The sequence below is a fragment of the Frisingicoccus caecimuris genome (assembly GCF_004340975.1).
Taxonomy (GTDB): Bacteria; Bacillota; Clostridia; order Lachnospirales; family Lachnospiraceae; genus Frisingicoccus; species Frisingicoccus caecimuris.
The window spans coordinates 1-20837 of record NZ_SLXA01000014.1; the positions used below are offsets into that span (position 1 = coordinate 1).

Consider the following 20837-nt stretch of genomic DNA (forward strand, 5'->3'; position numbering starts at 1 on the left):
CCCTGGTCAGAAGCACTGCCTGAGCACATCCGGAAGCCCAAAACTTCAAAATGATAAATAGTATGGCCGCAAAAGCGGTCTAATATTTGTCAAGGTACTTACGTTTTACCGTTTACGTATTATTTATGCGTTAATACTGAAAAACTTCTCCATATCATCTTCCACGGTGCCAATTCCTGTAATGCCGAAGTTCTCGACCAAGACCTTTGCAACATTCGGGCTGAGAAATGCTGGAAGTGTAGGACCAAGGTGGATATTCTTCACGCCAAGATATAAAAGAGCCAGAAGAACGATAACAGCTTTTTGCTCGTACCATGCGATATTATAGATAATTGGCAGATCGTTAATATCGTCAAGTCCAAAGACCTCTTTGAGTTTCAAAGCGATAACAGCAAGGGAATAGGAATCATTGCATTGACCTGCATCCAGAATACGTGGGATGCCATTGATATCGCCTAAAGACAACTTGTTATATTTATATTTTGCACAACCGGCAGTAAGGATGACAGCATCCTTTGGTAGAGCCTTAGCAAATTCTGTATAGTAGTCGCGGCTCTTTGCTCGACCATCACAGCCCGCCATAACTACAAACTTTTTGATTGCACCGCTTTTTACAGCTTCTACAACTTTATCTGCCAAAGCCAGAACCTGCGCATGGGCAAATCCGCCGATGATTTCACCGGTTTCGATTTCACTCGGAGCGACACATTTTTTTGCATGCTCAATAATCGCAGAAAAATTTTTTTGTTCGCCAATTTCTCCCGGAATATGTGTACATCCCGGATATCCCGCAGCACCGGTAGTGTAAAGTCTGTTTTTGTAACTATCCTTAGGAGGAACAATGCAGTTGGTTGTTATTAGAATAGGCCCGTTAAAGGATTCAAATTCTTCTTTTTGTTTCCACCAAGCATTCCCATAATTACCAACAAAGTTAGGATATTTTTTGAAAGCGGGATAATAATGAGCCGGCAACATCTCGGAATGTGTATACACATCCACTCCAGTTCCCTGTGTCTGCTCTAACAGCATTTCCAAATCGCGCAGGTCGTGGCCAGATACCAGAATGCCGGGGTTCTTTCTGACACCGATATTTACCTTTGTAATTTCGGGGGTTCCATAGCTGTCTGTGTTAGCCTTATCCAGCATTGCCATACCGGATACTCCGTATTTTCCTGTTTCCATTGTTAGAGCAATCAGATCTTCTACACTAAGGTTATCATTCAGCGTGGCAGCCAGTGCTTTCTGAAGAAATGCGTCAACTTCATCGTTGTCCTCCAACAACACATTTGCGTGCTTCGAGTAAGCGGAAAGTCCCTTCAAACCGTAGGTGATTAACTCGCGCAGAGAGCGAATATCCTCGTTTTCGGTAGAAAGAACACCGACAGTTCTGGCTTTTTCTTCCCAGTTTTCAGCTCCGTTCCATTTTGCGGCTTCAGGCAGAACAGTCAGATTGGTAACTTGCTTTAGCAGAACTTCCTTTTCGGTCAGTGTAGCACGGATTCTTGATTCAATGCTCTCTTTATCAAAATTTGCGTTGGTAATGGTAGTGAACAGATTCAGAGTAATCAAGTGATTGATTTTTGCAGAGACCTGTTTACCTTCCTGACGCAATGCAGTCGTAATAGCCGAAATTCCTTTTGTAACATAGACCAACAGATCCTGCATGGCCGCTACATCAGGTTTCTTTCCGCATATGCCGGACATGGTGCAGCCCTTGCACCCGGCGGTTTCCTGACACTGATAGCAAAACATTTTTTGTTCCATAATATACCTCCTAAAAACTATTAAAATTTGAAATAATGTGGTTTCTTTTTGATCAAAAAAGCATATAGACACGTTTGAATTAATCTTCCTAGGCGATTGCAGACACAGGACACGAGTCGGCGGCCTCCTGTACAGCACCTTGATTTTCAGCGTTTGCTCGTTGATACGCTTCCGCCTTTCCCTGCTCGTTCATACGGAAAACTTCGCCGCAGATCCCACAGCAAAGCCCACAGCCAATGCAGAGATCCTTATCTACTTTTGTTGCTTTCATAAAATCACCTTCTTTTGTCAATTTTGCGTTTGATTAAAATACAACTACTAAAAGCATTTTGAACGCTTCCTTCCCATATACCGCATGGGGATGGCCTGCTGGCATGACAATAGATTCTCCTTCGTGCAGCAGATATTCAACGCCATCAATCGTGATTTTTCCGATACCATCCAAGCAGGTGACGAAGGCGTCCCCACCCGATTCATGGGTGCTGATCTCTTCACCTTTTGCGAATGAGAACAGGGTAATACTTAATGCCTGGTTTTGTGTCAAAGTTTTGCTGACAATCTGCCCCTCCTGATAGGAAATTTGTTCTCTCAGCGTCAGTACTTCTGATTGAGCGATGTTTTTCATTTTTTTACTCATAGTATCTCTCCTTTTATTCCAAAATTTTACCATCCAACGAAATCGTAACAATCTGCCAAGGAATGAATTTTCCGCTTGCCTGCAACGCTTTTTTGGCAGCTAATTCTAGTCCGCCGCAGCAGGGAACTTCCATGCGTACAACCGTTACACTTTGAATATTGTTGTTTTGAATGATCTGCGTCAGCTTTTCGCTGTAGTCTATGCTGTCAAGCTTTGGGCAGCCGATAATCGTAATTTTTCCACGCATGAAATCCTCGTGCATTCTGGCATAGGCGTATGCACTGCAATCCGCTGCAATTAACAATTTTGCGCCGTCAAAATATAGTGCATTAGTCGGTACCAGTTTGATTTGGCATGGCCATTGTCCCAACTGTGATTCTGTCTGTACCCGGGCAGGAGGAGTTGTTTCTTGTGAATGTTGAATATGCTGCATTCGACTGCCGGGACAGCCTGTATGGAGAACAGCGGCATGATTGCTTTTCGCTTTTTTCCTCATATTTTCCTGCACAGCTTTTTCATCATAGGCAGCAGCTTCTCTCTCCACAAAGGAAATTGCACCTGTTGGGCAGGTTGGCAGACAATCTCCTAAACCATCACAATAATCATCTCGCAGAAGTGTTGCTTTACCGTTTATCATGCCGATTGCACCCTCGTGACAAGCTTCGGCACACGCACCACATCCGTTACATTTTTTTTCATCTATTTGGATAATTTTTCGAATCATTTTATACTATCCTTTCTCTTGTCTTTCTGGGCATAGTATATTATAATCAAAAATAGAAATCTGTTGTTTTAACAACGAAAGGGCGAAAAATATGAAATTATCCGATATGCAGCTATTCCGTGGGTTAGAAGAAGATGACATCTCCTCACTTTTAAGCTGTTTGAATAGTGTAAAACGCAATTATAAAAAAGGAGAAGTAATTCTTTCAGAAGGGAGTATTATAGAGAATATCGGCATTGTGCTGTCAGGCATGGCAATGATATCTTGTAACGATATTTGGGGGAATACCAGCATTTTAGGAAGTGTTGCTCCTGGCTCTGTATTTGCTGAGGTATATGCCTGTATTCCGGGACAGCCGACGCTGGTTACAGTGTCTGCCGTGGAAGATACCTCTGTGTTGTTTATGAATGTGGGACGTGTTCTGACTACCTGCACAAACGCCTGCCCTTTTCATACAAACCTTGCACGAAATCTACTGACTGTCTGTGCTCATAAAAGTCTGCAACTTTCACAAAGGATTTTGCACACCAGTTCCAAATCCATACGAGGCCGATTGATGTCTTATTTTTCAGAATGCGCAAAACATGCCGGAAGCAATTCTTTTCTGATTCCATATAACCGCCAGCAATTAGCAGATTACTTGAATGTTGACCGCAGTACTATGTGCAACGAGCTTTCTAAAATGCAGAAAGATGGCATGATTGAATACAAAAAAAATCGTATTTTGCTCAAAGACTGAGATTTAAGGAATGGTATGAATTTGAATATGTACATTAGTCAATGATGTGACACCAACTTTTCAAAAATAAAAATGTTGGCATGATACTATAGATTTAATCGGTGAGCATATGATGCTACACCTTCTTCTTATTCCGCTTGATTACTGTTTATCTGCTGGGGTGTGGCCTGTCAAGGTTGCAGAGCACCCTTATCAGGGCATGACCTTGACAGGTCACACCCTGGCAGATTTGTATTGAATAAGCGGAATAAGAATTAATGTGTCTCAAGCAGGAGACGCATTTCCAATTGTGTGAAAAGCGGATTCCTTACCAGCGGGACAAGACGCAGGATTATCGGTTCTTTATTCTGACGCTATTTGCGATTGCGATGGAACTTGAGAAGAAAGAGCAGATTTTTCCGGAAGACGTGGTGCAGATCGAGCTGCCGATTGGTTTGCCCCCAAAGCATTACGCAGAACTCTGCGAAAAATATGAGGCTTTTTTTAAAGCAGAAGGCAAGGTTTTGGAACTGGACTACTGTGGAAAGGCATACTACATCTGTATTAAGGACTGCCGGGCATTTATGCAGGATCTGGCGGCAATGGCTACGATTACAAATGAAATAAAAGAAATCCCCAAAGCAGTAGGGATTGATATTGGCGGTTATACTGCCGATTATCTTCTGATGCGTTTTGGGCGGCCAGACCTTACGGTGTGTGACTCAATGGAAAAGGGAGTTATCACGATGTATAACGAGATTATTTCCAGTGTGAACAGCGAATATGACATGCTGCTGGAGGATGCAGATGTTGACAGTATTATCCGGGGACAGATCCAGTATTATGATGAAAATGTGGTACGTTTGGTGGAAAGCATGGTACAGGACTTTGTGACAGATCTGTTGAACAGCATCCGGGAACGGGGAATAGATCCCAAGACAACCTTTGTCATCTTCATCGGTGGCGGTGCTTTGATTTTGAAGCGTTTTCTGGAAAAAGTAGACCGGCTCGGAAAATTTCTGTTTATTGAAGACCCGAAAGCCAATGCGAAAGGATACGGGATTTTATATCAGGTTTACCAGAGCCAGAATGGGAAGTGATTGTAATGGGAAAGAAAAATCCGTATCGGTTCACTATCGGGTTTAACAAGGAGAAACCATCCCACCAGAAAACTGCGGATATTCTGAATCAGGCTGGTGATAAAGCAGAACTGATTGCGTCAGCGGTATTGTATTACATGGGAGAGGACAACAACAATATAGCTTCAGAGATGGATTTTCGGAATCTTCAGCCTTTCATCCAGGAATTGGTAAAGCAGGAGATGCAAAAACTGGTTGGTGGAACTGGATATATTCAAAAGCAAGAAGAACCGGAAGTCATGGATCTGACTTTGGAAGAAGAGATTCCCGTTGATGCAGAATTGGCGGAGGATTTATTTTCCGCAATGGATGCGTTTCGGAAGACTTGATAACATGAAAAAGGATATAAGAAAGCAGAGGCAGTCTGATATACGGACCGCTTCTGCTGTTTTTAATTTCACAGATTTCAGACAGATTTCAAACAGAATACTCACAGATTCGTTTTTTATAATTTCAAAATGATGGATTTACAAGAGGGATACAAAAGAGTTACTGCTTGTTGTCCCGGATACCTGATAATAACCCCTGCAGAGTGGAAAGTGCCAGATGCTTTTCTTCTTCTGTGCATTGATCCAGTTCTTCCATAATTTGACGCATGGTAGAGTCCATCTGCGGCTCTTCTCCGAAGATGAGCGCATCAAGAGAAATATTCAGATATTTTACAAGCGGGATTAAAGTTTCCAGTTGGGGATTCCCTTTATAGGTTTCGATGTCGGAAACGGTTCGCAGGGAGACCAAAGCATTTTCTGCAAGTTTTATTTGCGTTAAGTCTCTGCGGAGGCGTTCCTCTTTCACTGTATCGCCCAACAACTTTTTGATTATCATTCGTATCACCTCACTTAATGCTTATATTTTATCTTAATTATGCAGTATATAAAATGCGTTAAAGTACGTACTAACAAATATTATATTGCGTGTGTGAGGAAATGAAATAAGGGGAAAGGATGGATTGGGGAATACAAAAGAAGAAATTTATAAAAGAAATCTGTTAAAAAAATCCTGACTGGCATAAAAGTACAGGAGACAGAGGAATGTGCAGAATGTGAGTTATCTGCATTTCATTTAGCACATAATTGCAATAATTTTATTTATAAGGTTGAACCGGTATCTTGCTGGTTTAGCCTTATTTTTTGTCGAAAAATATCGTATTTTATTGAAATACGTTGCCGATCATCGCCACTCCAGAATTTCAGAATGGAAAATTTTGAATATTTTGGAGGTAGATCATGAACGAAAAAAATATATATACCGGTTCACAGATAAAGAACCAGTTTACGGCATATCTGTTAGGATTTGTCCGAGGAAAAAGGAGAGATTATCTTAACAAGAAAATCCAAGTCAGCAATGCAGAAAAGCCGTTGGAAGAATCTGCAGCAACGAAAACGGACTTATCTATAGAAGAAGCTTTGGAACTGAAGCTGCGAGAGGAGGCGCTTTTACGAGAGGCGGACGGAACTTATCTGAAATGGGAAGAACTTTCAGATAAAAGGCTTGTAGAGGCACTTCTGGTTTTGCGGGAAGATGAGAGGAAGGTAATCTATCAGCATGTGTTTGAAGAACGGACCTTTGATCAAATCAGCCTTACCAATGGGATATCGTCACAACGGGCAAAGGGTATCTATTATTATGCGATTCGGAAGATCCGTAAAATGATGGGAGGTGACTGATGATGGAATTTGAAGAAATATTGTTCCGAGCAAAAATGAATGATAAGCAGGCGATAGAGCAGATTGTGGAGATGTATCGCCCTTTGTTGATTAAAAATGCATTGGTGAATGGGATTTTTGATGAGGATCTGTATCAGGAGTTGACGTTGGAACTTCTGAAGTGTATCCGGTATTTTAAGAAGCTGGAATAAAAAATAATTTCAAGGGGCAGATCAATAACTGCCTCTAATGTGTGAAATTTAGAATGTTACAATGTTTCTTTTGCTATCAGAATGTTTTTTATATAGCGAAAATGTATTGATATAGAGGTAAAATATCAGTGTGGTTTGTCCTGGCTCAAATTTAGGAAATGATTTACACCCCATGCTTGAAAAACTACGGATATTCGTATACAATGTACTCTGTAATGCTATATAAACTGGAAAGGGGAAGCGTATGAAAGGATATCTCTCCATACGGGAAATATCATACAAATGGGGTGTATCGGAACGCCGTGTCAATCAGTATTGCACCCAGGGGCGTATTCCCGGCGCTGAGCGTTTTGGGCGTTCATGGGCGATTCCAGAGGATGCCGAAAAACCGACGGATCCACGTAAAGGGAATAACGACCGATCCCATACTCCGAAAGAAGAATAAAGCGAGGGAATACACAATGACGAAATCAAATTCAAAAAAATACAGCACCATTCTATATGTAGCCCTTGCTATTTTTACAGCGATGGTGCTGCGGCAGATTGCCCGTTGGGCAGACGCCCCACTGGACTGGTTTTGCGGTATGATTCGCTCTGCCATATACATTGAACTGTTTATCGCTTGGGGCGTTTCCCTGCACAGGCGGATCATTCAGCCACAGGTGCGCCGCTATCTCACTTCGATTTCTGTGTTGATGGTATTTTGGATGACAGTCAGGACAATTCGGTATTCGTTGGTTGAATGTATATGGTTGATGCGATATCTCTGGTATTTGTACTATCTGCCCATGTTGCTTATTCCGCTTCTGGCGGTGTTCGTTGCTTTGTCGTTGGGAAAACCGGATAACTTTCGTTTGTCGAAGTGGACGGGGCTTCTTTACATACCTACCGCTGCACTGTTCCTGCTTGTGCTGACCAATGACCTGCATCAGTTCGTATTCGTTTTTCCGGAAGATGCGATTGTATGGGTAAATGATTATAGTTATGCCTTAGGCTATTTTCTGGCAGTCGGATGGGTGGTATCTTGTACTATAACAGCTCTTGTTGTCATGCTGATCAAATGCCGTATTCCACACAGCCGGACTGTTTTGATGCTGCCTTTCGCCCCTGCTGTAGTAGCGTTGATCTATGGTGTTCTTTATTATTTCCGTGTTCCGTGGCTGAAATTTCTGACGGGAGATATGACTGTTGTATTCTGTTTGCTTATTGTCGCTATACTGGAATGCTGCATTGAGTGTGGATTGATCCAGAGTAATACTGGTTATGAAGAGCTGTTCATGGTCAGCAGGCTCGGTGCACAGATCACAAATCAGGAGAATGCTGTCTGTCTTGCCAGCGCCAATGCAAGAGCATTGACAGAAGAACAGAGGATAAGCACCAAAACACAGACTGTTTCGGCAGATAAAAGTATGATTGTCAAAAGTCAGCCCATTGGATTTGGTCATGTGCTATGGCAGGAGGATGTTGCTGAACTGACCGAAGCAATCGAGCAGATTGAAGAAAACTGTCGTGATCTTGCGGAGCACAACCGTATTCGGCAGGAAAATCTGAAAACGCGGAAAAAGATTCTTGCGCTTCAGGAAAAGAACCGGGTAAGTGACCTGCTTCACAGGGAAACAGCCGGGCAGATTGACTTGATTGATCGGATGCTGGCACAGTATGATACGGAGACAGATGATAGAAAACGCAGCAGGCTTCTTGGCGGGGCAGCAGTTGTGGGCGCCTATATAAAACGATATGGAAATCTGCTGCTCATCAGCGAGCGTGCAGAAACAGCGGATATCCGCGACCTATCAAGATGTTTTGAGGAGTCCTTTATCAATCTGGAATTGCTTGGCGTGAATTGTCTCCATACGCTGCCATTGGATATTTTTCTAGCGACAAAAGATATGCTTCAGGTTTACCGTAGCTTTGAAATGGCAGTGGAAACCAGCCTCAGCGACCTTCAATATGTATGGATCAATGTCAGGGAAAGCAAAGAAGGAATTTTTCTGAATATGGAATTTGTCTGCGATACCGATCTCTCCCCTTTTGCGTCGATAGCAGATTCATTCTCCTGCGAAGACGGAGCTTATCGCTTCACCTTCAAGCTGCGGAAAGGCGGTGAGGAAAAATGAAAATGTGGAAAATTGCAGGACAGCTCAAGAATAGATATGCGTTGCGCATTGCAGTAAAAGAAGCGCTGGACACGCTTCCTACTGCCGTCTGTTACTTTAATCTCTCAGGTACAGTCAAACTGTGCAATACGACCATGTATGATCTTTTCAGAAAAATCGCCCAGAGTGATCTGCAAAGTTTTGACGAACTGAAAGAAGCACTGAATGGTTGTGATAAATCGACCGGTATTGTACGGGATGGAAATGTGTTTCTTTTTCCAGATGGGAGAGCCTGGCAGTATTCCGCAGAGAAAGTCAAAACCGCTGACGGCAAGGTTTATACGGAGGCGGTGTTCAGTGATGTGACCGAACTGTACGAAAAGCGGCAGGAACTAAAACGGCAGTCAAGAGAACTGAAAAAAATGTACCAGGAACTGAAAACTCTGTCGGAGAATGTGCAGGAAGCGACCAGAGAGCAGGAAATCCTCAACATGAAATCACGGTTGCATGATAAGATGAACATGGGCGTTGCCGCTATACGGCAGATGCTACGCCAGAATACCACTTCTGAGGAAAATGCTGCCGCTGTTGTGCAATTTCGCCGCGCCATTCAGGTCTTGCAGGAGGAAAATGCCTATCCGCAGGATGATGTGACGGAGTTTATCCGGGACGCGGCAGTATCCGGCATTCAGGTAAAAATCACAGGTAATTTGCCGGAAACAGAAAAAGCATTGAATTTACTTTTGCCTGTCATGCGGGAAGCCTGTGTCAATGCCGCCCGACATGCCGATGCGACAATGCTGTATGTGGCAGTAGAGCAGAGTCCGGATACCGTTACCCTGCACATGACCAATGACGGCAAGCAGCCTGAGGAGGAAATTACACCCCGAGGCGGCCTTGTTGATCTCGACAAAGTGATTAGGAAAGCAGGCGGCAGGATGGTGATTCAGTCGTGGCCTGTATTTGTGCTGACGGTGACCCTACCGGTCAGCAGACAGAAAACGAAACAGGAGGTGCCGGTATGACAAAGGTACTTGTCATCGACGATCAGCGGATCGCCAGAGAATATATGGAGAATGTAGTGAAAAATGGCGGGGACTATGAGCTTGTGGGTAGTCTGTCAAAAGCAGATCTGGCTGAAACCGTCTGCCGCAGAAGTCAAGTGGATCTGGTGCTTATGGATGTCTGTACCCATGGGACAAAGGACGGTATCGATGCGGCTGCTGAACTTCGCAGGCTGTTTCCAAAGCTGAAAATGATTGTTGTTACTTCCATGGTGGAGGAGAGCTATATCAAGCGGGCCAGAGAAGCCGGGGTGGACAGTTTTTGGTACAAAGAGATCAGTCCGGAGGATCTGATCACCGTCATGGATGCCACCATGCAGGGCAGACAGATATGGCCTGGTGAAACGCCGACTGTAAAGCTGGGTGTTACCACCAGCGATGATTTTACAGCGACAGAAATCAAGGTTCTGCGTCTAGTCTGTGAGGGACTGGAATACAGCGAGATTGCAGAGCAGCTACATTATACGAAGGATAATGTAAAGTATCATGTCCGTAATATTCTTCAAAAAACAGGTTATGCCAATAAGACACAGCTTGCCATTGCCGTAACAGGCAAACGCTATATTATTCCGAAGCTTTTTGATGAACAGGACGACTCAGAAGAAAATCCCATCGTTTTATAATAGAATTTTGTAATATTCCCGGTTTCAGGTTTGAAACCGGGCTTTTTCTTTTTGTAAAGGGCGAAAATTTACCCTTATGGGTAGGGAAAAGAAAATGGCACTCCCGTATAATGGAGTAGTACATGGGATAGTTACGTCATTTCACGTCCCGAAGACAAAGCCGGACGTGAATCGGGAATTTTGGAGGTGAAGATATTGCGTAGAGTTGTGATTGATATGCAGAATGTCCTGTTTGCAGATGCAGTAGCCGAAGCGCTTCGCAGGTTTGATTCTGATTTTGATCCGGTTATGAGTGATGGCCCGGATAAAACCCTGTCGTTGTGCGATACCGTTCTGGCCAACATCCTGATTATGGAGGTTACAGCATATGCACCATGGAAGCTGGAGAAACGGATGAAAATTCGTGATGAGTTGAGAAAACGTAATCCGGATTGCAAAATTGTGCTGGTAGTTGATGAGAATACCGAGAAAAAGCTGGCAGACCAGGTTCGACAGGCAAAGAAAGATGGTCTGGTAGATAATTTTATCTATGGGTCGATTTCTTCCAGCTATCTGTCGGCGGTTATCGATGCATTGTAAGGGGAGGGAGAGACGATGAGGAAACGAAAACCTTGGATTTATGTAATAGGAATTCTTGTGCTGGCAGGGCTTATGATGCTGACGGCCTGCGGAGTAAATGGCGGGCAGAAGGAGCCTGTAACACTGACCGTCTGGCATGTCTATGGCGGGCAAACAGATTCACCGCTCAATGATCTGATTGAAGAATTCAATGAAACGGTTGGTGCTGAGGAGGGAATTAAGCTTCAGGTCACCGTCGTGTCCAATACCAACAATATCCATGACGCAGTGCTCAGGGCAGCCAATGATGAGCCGGGAGCAACCGGGCTTCCGGATATGTTTATTTCTTATCCTAAGACCGTTTTGGCTATGCCGGATCCGGAGATTTTGGTGGACTACAGGGATTATTTCAGCGAGGAGGAATTATCTGCCTATATTCCCGCCTTTCTGGATGAGGGAGAGATTGACGGTCGACTGGTTGTTTTTCCTGTGGCGAAATCTACAGAAATCATGTTTATTGATAAGACCTTGTTTGACCGCTTCGCAGCAGATACCGGCGCTGCTTTGGAGCAGCTTGATACCTGGGAAGGGCTCTTTGAATTATCTAAAGAGTATTATCAATGGACGGATGCCCAGACGCCGGAGGTTCCGGGAGATGGGAAAGCCTTTTTTGTCCATGACTATCATTTCAATTATTTTCAGGTAGGTGTGGAATCCTTGGGAGAGGATTTCTTTCGGGGAAATGGGATTACATACGGTAAGGCCTTTTCTAAAGTCTGGGAGCCTTATGCAGACGCTGCCGTTCAGGGCGGCGTGTGGCTGCAGGAAGGTTATGCAACGGAGCCGCTTCGGACCGGAGAGACGATTGTCAGTGTGGCTTCGTCAGCCAGTGTTCTCTACTATGAGGATATTGTGACATATTCGGATAACAGGTCAGAACCGATTGAAGTCATCGCAAGACCGGTGCCCTGCTTTGAAAACGGAGAACGGTTGGTTATGCAGCGCGGCGCGGGCTTTTGTACGGTGAAATCTACACCGGAGAAGGAACGTGCAGCCGCTGTTTTCCTGAAATGGCTGACCGAACCGGAAACCAACGTGCGCTTTGTGACCAGCGTGGGGTATATGCCGGTGACAGATGCTGCTTTTGAGGTACTGCCGGATTTTATAGAGAATCTGGAGGACCCGAAGTACAGGAGTCTTTATGAAGCATTTTTGGAAACACAATCTTCTTATGAATTCTATACGGCACCTCAGCTTGCCGGTTATCTGGAGCTGGAGCAGACCTTTGAAAAAAATGTCCGCAGCAAGCTTCGCACGGCTTGCAGCAATTGGCGGGATGGAGAAGAAAATGTGGAAAAATTAGGAGAAGAGGCGCTGGAGAATGTGAAGATGTCGCTTCCCAAATAGATAAGAGAGTGAGTATCATGGCAAATAATATGCTGAAAGAGTTTGGAAAGATCCTGCATTTGGCTTTAGACCGAAAGGTTACGCTGCACAGGAAGCTGATGATGTATCTGCTTTGTCTAATCATGGCAGCATTGGGTATTTTATTGCTACTTTTGACAGCCATCGGCGGGCCGTTGAAGGCAGAATCGCAGATTGCGCAGGTAATGGAGAACCAATTACATACCACGTATAACAAAGTTTCGGAGGAAATGGAGACTTACACTGGATATAGCCTGCAGCTTTCCAGAGAACTGGAGCAGGATATAAAGAACTTTCTGGATGAAAAAGGAATTTCGGTCTCCGACCTGAATAATCAGCCAGAAGCACTTTTGGAAGTGCAGAAAATGATGTATTCGGAACTCAATACAACTATTAGACTGGGACGAAGCAGCGGTGTATTTGCTTTGGTAAATGCGACTGTAAATACACAGATTTCGGAAGCTGATAAGTCCCGAAGTGGAGTTTACCTGCGGCTGATCAACGTGAGCAGCAACGTGATTTTAAGTCCGGAAACTATTTTGTTCCGCGGGAATACGGAAATTGCAAGGGAAAATGGATTGGAATTGCATAACCGATGGAATATGGAATTAAATACAGAGGGGCTTTTGGGGTATCAGGAGCTTGAAACTGGATTAGGGCAGTCGGAATCTGGTTATTACTGGATCAGTCGTATGAATCTGAAAAATACCTGGGAGGATGTAATCTTGCTTCTTGTTCCGATGTATGCAGACTCAGGAGAATTTTTGGGGGCATGTGGGATTGAACTAAATGATGTTCATTTCAGCCTGGAATATCCGGCTACAGCAAGTTCCTATGGTTCTATGGTTACAGTTATCGCGCCAGTGGAAAACGGGAATCTGAGACTGGATCAGGGCATGGCGGGGAATACGGAGGGCACATGGCTTGATACTGCGGAAAGTCTGTCCATCATAGAAAAGAATGTTTATTACAGCACGTATCGCTCCACAAAATGTGATTATTATGGAATCCAGATGCCTTTAGAGATACCAGGAAGTGGTGGACAGGAATGGGCAGTTGCGGTGCTAATCCCGCGGGAAAACTGTGACCAGTATATTTTGAGGAATAGGGTGGGCATTATGGGTGTCATACTGGGATTTGTCCTTATTATGATTGCTCTTGCGTGGTTGTTGTCGAAGAAATTTGTCCGGCCAATCCTTCAGAGCTTTCAGGATATCAGGGATGGCCAACAGGCAGGCGATAGTAAATTCAAATTTGCAGAGTTGGAGGAGTTTTGCGGATGGCTGTCAGAAAGGGAGAAACCGCCAGAGGCGGACGAACTTCCGCCGAATATGGCAGAACTCTTTGAACACTTTGCCCGGAATGTAAAAACACTGACCAATGCGGAGTACAATATTTTCCGATACTACATGAACGGTTATGAGGTAGCGCAGATACCAACGGAAGCATGTGTCAGCATGAGTACCGTAAAAAAGCACAACGGAAATATCTACAGGAAGTTGGAGATTTCATCCAATGAAGAACTGATGATGTATCTGGATCTCTTTCGGAGATGTGACTGTATTGAGAAACTTCAGCTGGATGAGAAAGCAGACGTTTCAGAAGTAGGGACAACCAAGTGAATAAATGAAGCAAAAAGCACAAAAATCATGTATGGTTTTTGTGCTTTTTGCATGGTGTACCGAGTCTACCATAGCCTTTTCGATGGTAGACTCGGTTTACTTTTTTCTTTAGAGGTCAAAGAGTAGACCTGGTACCATAGATTTTTGATTTCCTAACCAATATGATGGTGTTACAAGCGATGCATGTGTTGTTTCTCGGAAATTTTAGAATCTTGGAAAGGGGTTGGTCAAACGGTGCAGAGGGTTTTACAGGATATACTGACAGATTGCTCGACAGAGGATAAATTTGAGTTTTCCATCGTCTGCGAGGAATGCGGAAAGGTCTGGAAAAGCAAGGCTATTGCTTTTTCAAAAGCCCGTATCCATCCTGTCACAGAGGGAAAGAAAGTGGTCTATGCAGCCCTCTATCAACGAGAGAAAAAAGAGGCGCATCTGAAGGCTTTGAAGGCTGGAGAAAAATTATTCAGCAGATGTCCGATTTGTCATAGATGGGTTTGTGACGATTGCTTTATGGTCTGCGAGGATCTGGATATGTGCAAGCAGTGCGCAGAACGGTTGAATGAAAAGGGCAGTATTGTCGGATAGCTTTCTAATTTATTATTTAAGGAGTATAGAGGATAACATAAAAACCTTTGTTATCTTAATGCAAAACAAACTATTACAGGAGGTAATCTTATGGGACTTATTAAAGCAGGAATGGGAGCACTTGGCGGAACGCTGGCGGATCAGTGGAAGGAATTTTTCTACTGTGATGCGCTTCCAAACGATGTGCTGATGCGTAAGGGTGAAAAGCGCGTCAGTGGCAGATCTTCAAACACTAAGGGAAATGATAATATCATTTCAAACGGATCGGGCATCGCCGTCGCGGACGGTCAGTGTATGATTATTGTCGAGCAGGGCAAGATCGTTGAGGTCTGCGCCGAACCCGGCGAATTTACATACGACAGCTCCACCGAGCCGTCTATTTTCGCCGGAAGTCTCGGAGACAGTATCAAGGATACATTCAAGATGATCGGCAAGCGTTTCACCTACGGTGGCGATACTGGTAAGGATCAGCGGGTGTACTACTTTAATACTAAGGAAATTATCGGCAACAAATTCGGTACGCCCAATCCTATCATTTTTGAGGTTGTGAATAAGCGCATCGGTATCAGCCGGACTGTACAGGTTCGATGCAACGGCGTATACACCTATGTGATCTCCGATCCTCTGCTGTTCTACACGCGGCTTTGCGGCAATGTGGAAACCGAGTTTACAAGAGATCAGATCGACGAGCAGCTTAAATCGGAATTTATCGATGCATTACAGCCCGCTCTCGGCGCTCTTGCCGAGCAGGAGCTTCGCCCTGCACAGATACCGGCGAAAGCAAACGAGCTGAAAGCAGCAATGAATGACGCACTGAAACAGGAGTGGATTGATAACAGAGGAATTTCCGTTGGTAAAATCGCACTCAACCCGATTACGCTGACAGCCGAGGATATGAAGAAAATCAACGAGCTGGAGGATGCTGCAAATGTCGGCTCCAACCCGTTTATGATGGCTGGTACTATGACCAATGCAACGGCCGATGCTATGAAGACTGCAGCTGGTAATCAGGCAGGTGCCATGACGGGCTTCATGGGCATGGGCATGGTCGGAATGGGCGGTCAGGGCGGTTTCGGTGCTGCACAGAATCTTTACAACATGGGACAGCAGCAGATGCAGTCTCAGCAAATGCAGCCGACCCAGCAGCCTGCTCCGGAGCCGACACCGGTTCCATCGCAAAACAGCTGGAAATGCACCTGCGGTGCTACGGCAACCGGAAAATTCTGCCCGGAATGCGGAGCAAAGAAACCGGAGCCGGTGCAGGCAGGTGCCTGGAAGTGCAAATGTGGAGCCACGGCGACAGGGAAGTTCTGTCCGGAGTGCGGCTCTCCGAAGCCTGCAGATGCGGACGGATGGACCTGTTCCTGCGGAACGGTAAATAAAGGGAAGTTCTGTCATAATTGCGGAGCAAAGAAACCGGCGGGTGTACCTCTTTATCGTTGCGATAAGTGTGGATGGGAACCGGAAGATCCAGCACACCCACCAAAATTCTGCCCAGAATGTGGCGACATCTTTGACGCAAACGACAGAAAGTAGCATAGGAGAGGAGGAATTCTTATGTATAGACTTCCATCTGAAGAAAAGCAGCATAAAGAAACAATCGGTGCTTTGATTTTGAGTATTATCATTATTATCGCAGGAATTGGCGGTATGATCTATACAAAGCACGAAAGCTTGGAGTATAAGAATTCTACGGATGTTCGAACACTTCATGCAACTGTTTATAGTTGTGAACAATCGAAAGAAAAAGATAATAATGGAGAGCGAAAAGAAGAATATAAGGTAAGATTTACTTATGAAATCGATGGAACGACATATGATGATTCTAAGATTTACTATAAAGAAATGAGGAGAGGAGATACCGTACAGATTACGGTTTACAGGAATTCAAAGGGAACATATAAACTGGAACCAGGACCAACTCCGATTTATTTCTTTGGATTTGCAGTAATGATTCCGCTAGGTATCATTGGTTTCGTCGTAATAAGTAAAGATCTTATTAAGTATCGCCGAGAAGAAAAAGAAGGTAGAAGACTGTAAGCATGGAATGGGAGGAAGGAACATGATGAAAACATATAGAAGTTTATCGGTATTTCTGATAGCGGTTATGCTTGTTGGACTTTGTGCATGTGGCTCGAAAGAGGGAAATGCAAAAGGTAACGGATATAAAAAAGAGGTAGATACTTATACACATGAGAAAGATGACGCAACGATCAGTTTTGAGATTGCCAAGGAGTTAGGCTATCAGGAAAAAACGTCAGATACAAACACGTTAGAACTTGAAAATCAAGAGAACGATACGTTAATCGAAATTGTATATTTCCACGAGAATTCGAAAAGTTCTACTGTAGTGCGTGAGGCTGATTACTACGGAGAAGGTTTCAGTGATTTTGAACATATTACGATTGGCGATTACAAAGGATCTAAGGTATTTAGAGACTGGGGAAAAGCAGATGAGATTCATGAGTGTGAGATACGATTAGTGCTTACGGAACCATCTGATAAAAATATGGTTTATGCAGTGAAGGTGAATTTTAGAAAAGGTCTTCAGTGTGAAGACTTAGATGTGAAGGAATTTGTTGACAGCGAGGACTATATGCATTTCCTGAGTTCCTTTAAGGCGACATTAGAGGATTCCGAGGAAGAAACAAAGTAGGCATTCTTATTTCCATCTTCCTAATCCACGAAATATTCGGTAAGAATAAGGAGAAGGAGAAGGCACAAGAGGAACATGGGGAGACCAGATAGTCTGACAGATGAGGAGGGATGGATATGGGCTTATCAGAGGCGATGCTGCTTGCGTTTGCAACTACCATAATCTGTGCGTTTGCCATTGCTGAAAAAATCATTGACATAGACTTTGAACAGTTTATGCCGGAGAATTTGAAAAAAGCAAAAATGAAAAGAATGCTTGCAAAGCGCGAAACTCCGATGCAAGGGGCAAGGCTTCAGAAGGACATCAAGGATTCCTTTGAAAATGTGTTACTTCCGCTTGGAAAAGCAGATATGAGTTATCTTCCAAAGAGAATGGATCTTACATTCCGCAGAAAGATGGTTCATCAGGTGGAACTGCTGGGAAAGCATAAGCTTTGCCGGGATATCCGGGTGACGGACGTTGTACCTCTTCCGAAAAATAATTTCAAAAGATGGAATGATGACGGACGGGAGTGGAGGGAGTCTATCTTGCAGTGTAGTTCTCTGGAACGTCTGATTTCTCCTCAAGATGATGAAATAGTACATCAGATCTATCGGAAAAACAGTTACCTTCGGATTCTTCAGTCAAGGCACATTCGTCATTCGGATCGTCAGGGCAGGAACAAGGAATTTTATTCCGATAAAGGGAAGATCACCTGTCCATCCTGTGGAGCTGAGGTGGAGCTGAGCAGTCAGCAGGTCATCTGTCCATATTGTGGCGGTGTGATACAAAGTGAATTCTATGACTGGCAGACAGAAGTATTTGAAATCTATGAGAAGATGGGTGCAAATATGCAATACGGACTGTTATTGCTTGCTTACTCAGGTGTCATGTTCTTATGTCTGACCCTATGTCTTTATCTGATCAAAGATGCAGATGTTTCTCTTACCGTAGGTGTAATTGTTACACTGCTTATACTTCTGGGAATTGCGAGATTCTTTCGAACAAGAGAAGAAAAACAGGAAAAACTGTCGGAGAAAATCGTCAGATATTCGGAAAATTATCTGAGATCGTGTATCAATGAAGCACTTTATAAAGAAGTAAGTGATGAAGCGCTGATGGATTATGGAGTCGGTTCTATTGTATTAGAAAAAGTGGTTCATACGGACCAGACAACGGAAATAACAGTGAAGGTATATGGAACGGAGACCTACCTTCCTGAAAGAGGAAAACCATATACGAAGAAAATAAAGAAAACCCTCGTTTTGCAAAGGGCAAGATATCCGGAAAGAAGGAAAACGGACGGTGTATTTTTTAAGGAAAAGGATTGTCCATCCTGTGGTGCCAATTTCATACCGGATGAACATAACTGCTGTTCGTTCTGTGGTTATAGCTTCCGGGCAAACAATGCAAAATGGGTAATGAAAGCAATGAAAACATCATAATCAGAAGAAAATGAATTTGCCGGGAATCCGGTAACATAGTAGGAAGGGAGAAGGAATTATGGCTAATAAATGTGCAATCTGTGGAGCAGAAATTAATTTAGTACAAACTCAGAAACTGGCGGATGGTAATTGCATTTGCCGAAAGAATTGTAGAAGTAAGGGTATGAAAGCATTTGACTATGTGCATGCCAATCTTCCAAGTGTTCAGTCACATTTGGAGCAGGTGGACCGAGGAACAAAACTTTGGGAATATTTCTTTGTACCTCGTCTGAAAACAAAGAATAAAGCGCAGAAACTGAAACGATTCGGTGGTCATCTTTACGTAGCAGAGGATATTGGTCTGGTGGCATTTACCCAGGTGGATTATAAATTCTTCCTATTTGGAAAGAGCACACGTGCCTGTGTATACCGTATCGCCGATTTGCGAGCTTATGAATTCGAAAAAGAAGAAGTAAGAAATGGTGATAAGACAGAGAAAAAAGAAGTAGCGCATCTTGCATTTATCAACACTCCGGGACTTTATGAGGTATTTGTTCCGATGAATAATGTCTTGGATTTTGAAAAACTGAAAAAGTATTTTGATAGTCTGTTTGGAATCCAGAAAACATTGGGTAATGCAATGAATAACTGGAAGAAACAGATGGATGCTGTGAAGGATATTTCAGTCGGATTCAATGCTGCGGTAAGAGGAGATGCAGATATGGCAGAAAAGGCAGAGCAGGCAATGAACTCTCTGGATGCTGCAATCTACGGAGATCGTACAGAATGGATTCGGAGAGCGGATGAAGCGCTTGCAGAATTTGACCGACAGGCTCATTAAGATTAAGGAAGGAGGGTTTTCATGGCAAACTTGCAAGAATATAAATGTCCTTGCTGTGGCGGTGCGATAGCCTTCGACAGTACGATTCAGAAGATGAAGTGTCCATACTGTGATACGGAGTTCGAAATGGATGCATTAAAGGGTTATGACGATGAGCTGCAGGAAGAACAGGCAGATAGTATGGAATGGGAAACCAATGCCGGTGGAGAATGGCAGGAAGGCGAAACCGAAGGATTACGTACCTACGTATGTAAGTCCTGTGGCGGTGAAATTGTGGGAGATGCCAATATGGCAGCGACCTCTTGTCCGTTCTGTGACAACCCGATTGTTATGATGGGACAGTTCTCTGGAGCATTAAGGCCGGATTTGGTAATACCATTCAAGCTGGATAAAAAAGCGGCAAAAGAAGGACTGATGAAGCATTTGACCGGAAAACGTCTTTTGCCGAAGATCTTCAAGGATCAGAACCATATTGATGAAATCAAGGGAATCTATGTTCCGTTCTGGCTCTTTGATACCGATGTGGATGCAAATGTACGTTACCGGGCTACGAAATTACGTGTATGGAGTGACAGTGATTACGATTATACGGAAACCAGTTACTTTATGGTACACAGAGGCGGTAGCGTTGGATTTGAAAATGTTCCGGTAGATGGTTCATCTAAAATGGCGGATGATCTGATGGAATCCATTGAACCATATCACTGTGCAGAAGCGGTAGATTTCCAGACTGCATACCTTGCCGGATATCTGGCAGATAAATATGATGTGACTGCAGAAGAAAGTATCGAGCGTGCAAATGTACGTGTGAAACAATCAACTGAGGAAGCATTTGCTGCGACTGTTCAGGGATATAATACGGTTACAGCGGAAAACAGCAGTGTACAGTTTAACAACGGTAAAGCGAAATATGCATTATATCCGGTATGGCTTTTGAACACGACATGGAATGGAAACAAATACACATTTGCAATGAATGGACAGACCGGAAAATTCGTCGGAGATTTGCCTGTTGATAAGGCGGCAGCAACTCGCTGGACAGCGATTCTGGCAGTAGCATTCACAGCAGTAACCTATGGTGCGGCGACGCTTCTGCACTTTATTGGACTATTTTAGGGGGGGTG

At 43.9% G+C, this 20837-nt stretch carries 24 protein-coding genes; 19 read left to right on the forward strand and 5 right to left on the reverse strand.

The genetic code is table 11. The features are described 5' to 3' along the window. Window positions 1-123: 123 nt before the first annotated feature. The 4 genes from hcp to EV212_RS11330 all read right to left on the reverse strand — a co-directional run bounded on the left by hcp (window position 124) and on the right by EV212_RS11330 (window position 3125). Window positions 124-1764, reverse strand: a complete 1641-nt coding sequence (gene hcp / locus EV212_RS11315; protein WP_132093369.1) for a hydroxylamine reductase — start codon at window positions 1762-1764, stop codon at window positions 124-126. Window positions 1765-1852: 88 nt separating this feature from the next. Continuing rightward, window positions 1853-2056 carry a ferredoxin gene (locus EV212_RS11320; RefSeq protein ID WP_330570504.1) on the reverse strand — a complete coding sequence of 68 codons (204 nt, stop codon included), beginning with the start codon at window positions 2054-2056 and terminating at the stop codon, window positions 1853-1855. Between the two features lie 12 nt (window positions 2057-2068). Next, window positions 2069-2401: a cupin domain-containing protein gene (locus tag EV212_RS11325; RefSeq protein ID WP_118348728.1), complete on the reverse strand. Its 333-nt coding sequence runs from the start codon at window positions 2399-2401 to the stop codon at window positions 2069-2071. Window positions 2402-2414: 13 nt separating this feature from the next. Continuing rightward, window positions 2415-3125, reverse strand: a complete 711-nt coding sequence (locus EV212_RS11330; protein ID WP_132093372.1) for an ATP-binding protein — start codon at window positions 3123-3125, stop codon at window positions 2415-2417. 91 nt (window positions 3126-3216) lie between these two features. Between EV212_RS11330 and EV212_RS11335 the strand changes: the two genes are divergently transcribed. The 3 genes from EV212_RS11335 to EV212_RS11345 all read left to right on the forward strand — a co-directional run bounded on the left by EV212_RS11335 (window position 3217) and on the right by EV212_RS11345 (window position 5311). After that, window positions 3217-3864, forward strand: a complete 648-nt coding sequence (locus EV212_RS11335; protein ID WP_132093375.1) for a Crp/Fnr family transcriptional regulator — start codon at window positions 3217-3219, stop codon at window positions 3862-3864. A gap of 287 nt (window positions 3865-4151) precedes the next feature. Then, window positions 4152-4943 carry a ParM/StbA family protein gene (locus EV212_RS11340; protein ID WP_243115546.1) on the forward strand — a complete coding sequence of 264 codons (792 nt, stop codon included), beginning with the start codon at window positions 4152-4154 and terminating at the stop codon, window positions 4941-4943. 5 nt (window positions 4944-4948) lie between these two features. Then, the gene (locus EV212_RS11345; protein ID WP_132093378.1) at window positions 4949-5311 is read left to right on the forward strand and encodes a hypothetical protein; all 363 of its coding nucleotides are present in this window, start codon (window positions 4949-4951) and stop codon (window positions 5309-5311) included. Between the two features lie 160 nt (window positions 5312-5471). On the opposite strand, the gene EV212_RS11350 is transcribed toward EV212_RS11345, so the two are convergent. Beyond that, window positions 5472-5807 carry a helix-turn-helix transcriptional regulator gene (locus EV212_RS11350; protein ID WP_207669105.1) on the reverse strand — a complete coding sequence of 112 codons (336 nt, stop codon included), beginning with the start codon at window positions 5805-5807 and terminating at the stop codon, window positions 5472-5474. A gap of 401 nt (window positions 5808-6208) precedes the next feature. Between EV212_RS11350 and EV212_RS11355 the strand changes: the two genes are divergently transcribed. The 16 genes from EV212_RS11355 (at window position 6209) to EV212_RS11430 (ending at window position 20829) form a co-directional block, all read left to right on the forward strand. After that, the gene (locus tag EV212_RS11355) at window positions 6209-6649 is read left to right on the forward strand and encodes a sigma factor-like helix-turn-helix DNA-binding protein (protein WP_132093381.1); all 441 of its coding nucleotides are present in this window, start codon (window positions 6209-6211) and stop codon (window positions 6647-6649) included. Between the two features lie 2 nt (window positions 6650-6651). Continuing rightward, window positions 6652-6840: a helix-turn-helix domain-containing protein gene (locus tag EV212_RS11360; protein WP_132093543.1), complete on the forward strand. Its 189-nt coding sequence runs from the start codon at window positions 6652-6654 to the stop codon at window positions 6838-6840. Window positions 6841-7084: 244 nt separating this feature from the next. Continuing rightward, the gene (locus tag EV212_RS11365) at window positions 7085-7285 is read left to right on the forward strand and encodes a MerR family transcriptional regulator (RefSeq protein ID WP_132093384.1); all 201 of its coding nucleotides are present in this window, start codon (window positions 7085-7087) and stop codon (window positions 7283-7285) included. Between the two features lie 16 nt (window positions 7286-7301). Continuing rightward, complete coding sequence (locus tag EV212_RS11370; RefSeq protein ID WP_165873367.1) at window positions 7302-8957, forward strand: histidine kinase N-terminal 7TM domain-containing protein; 1656 nt, start codon at window positions 7302-7304, stop codon at window positions 8955-8957. Then, window positions 8954-9961: a sensor histidine kinase gene (locus EV212_RS11375; protein ID WP_132093390.1), complete on the forward strand. Its 1008-nt coding sequence runs from the start codon at window positions 8954-8956 to the stop codon at window positions 9959-9961. The genes EV212_RS11370 and EV212_RS11375 overlap by 4 nt, the downstream gene beginning before the upstream one ends. Further along, window positions 9958-10623, forward strand: a complete 666-nt coding sequence (locus tag EV212_RS11380) for a response regulator transcription factor (protein ID WP_132093393.1) — start codon at window positions 9958-9960, stop codon at window positions 10621-10623. The genes EV212_RS11375 and EV212_RS11380 overlap by 4 nt, the downstream gene beginning before the upstream one ends. 186 nt (window positions 10624-10809) lie before the next feature. Next, window positions 10810-11202, forward strand: coding sequence for a hypothetical protein (locus tag EV212_RS11385; protein ID WP_243115547.1), 393 nt, complete (start codon window positions 10810-10812; stop codon window positions 11200-11202). Window positions 11203-11217: 15 nt separating this feature from the next. Beyond that, entirely contained in the window at window positions 11218-12588 is a 1371-nt protein-coding gene (locus tag EV212_RS11390; protein WP_132093399.1) for an extracellular solute-binding protein, read from the forward strand. A gap of 17 nt (window positions 12589-12605) precedes the next feature. After that, window positions 12606-14228, forward strand: coding sequence for a helix-turn-helix transcriptional regulator (locus EV212_RS11395; RefSeq protein WP_132093402.1), 1623 nt, complete (start codon window positions 12606-12608; stop codon window positions 14226-14228). A gap of 234 nt (window positions 14229-14462) precedes the next feature. Then, the gene (locus EV212_RS11400) at window positions 14463-14813 is read left to right on the forward strand and encodes a hypothetical protein (RefSeq protein WP_132093405.1); all 351 of its coding nucleotides are present in this window, start codon (window positions 14463-14465) and stop codon (window positions 14811-14813) included. A 90-nt stretch (window positions 14814-14903) separates the two neighbouring features. Beyond that, a complete protein-coding gene (locus tag EV212_RS11405) occupies window positions 14904-16349 on the forward strand; it encodes an SPFH domain-containing protein (protein WP_132093408.1) in 1446 nt (481 codons plus the stop codon). Between the two features lie 21 nt (window positions 16350-16370). Further along, on the forward strand, window positions 16371-16853 hold the full coding sequence (locus EV212_RS11410) for a DUF3592 domain-containing protein (protein WP_132093411.1): 483 nt from the start codon (window positions 16371-16373) through the stop codon (window positions 16851-16853). Window positions 16854-16875: 22 nt separating this feature from the next. Beyond that, the gene (locus EV212_RS11415) at window positions 16876-17469 is read left to right on the forward strand and encodes a hypothetical protein (RefSeq protein WP_132093414.1); all 594 of its coding nucleotides are present in this window, start codon (window positions 16876-16878) and stop codon (window positions 17467-17469) included. Between the two features lie 116 nt (window positions 17470-17585). Further along, a complete protein-coding gene (locus tag EV212_RS11420) occupies window positions 17586-18893 on the forward strand; it encodes a zinc ribbon domain-containing protein (RefSeq protein ID WP_132093417.1) in 1308 nt (435 codons plus the stop codon). Window positions 18894-18951: 58 nt separating this feature from the next. Beyond that, on the forward strand, window positions 18952-19713 hold the full coding sequence (locus EV212_RS11425; protein ID WP_132093425.1) for a hypothetical protein: 762 nt from the start codon (window positions 18952-18954) through the stop codon (window positions 19711-19713). Window positions 19714-19734: 21 nt separating this feature from the next. Then, the gene (locus EV212_RS11430; RefSeq protein WP_132093428.1) at window positions 19735-20829 is read left to right on the forward strand and encodes a hypothetical protein; all 1095 of its coding nucleotides are present in this window, start codon (window positions 19735-19737) and stop codon (window positions 20827-20829) included. Window positions 20830-20837: the final 8 nt, after the last annotated feature.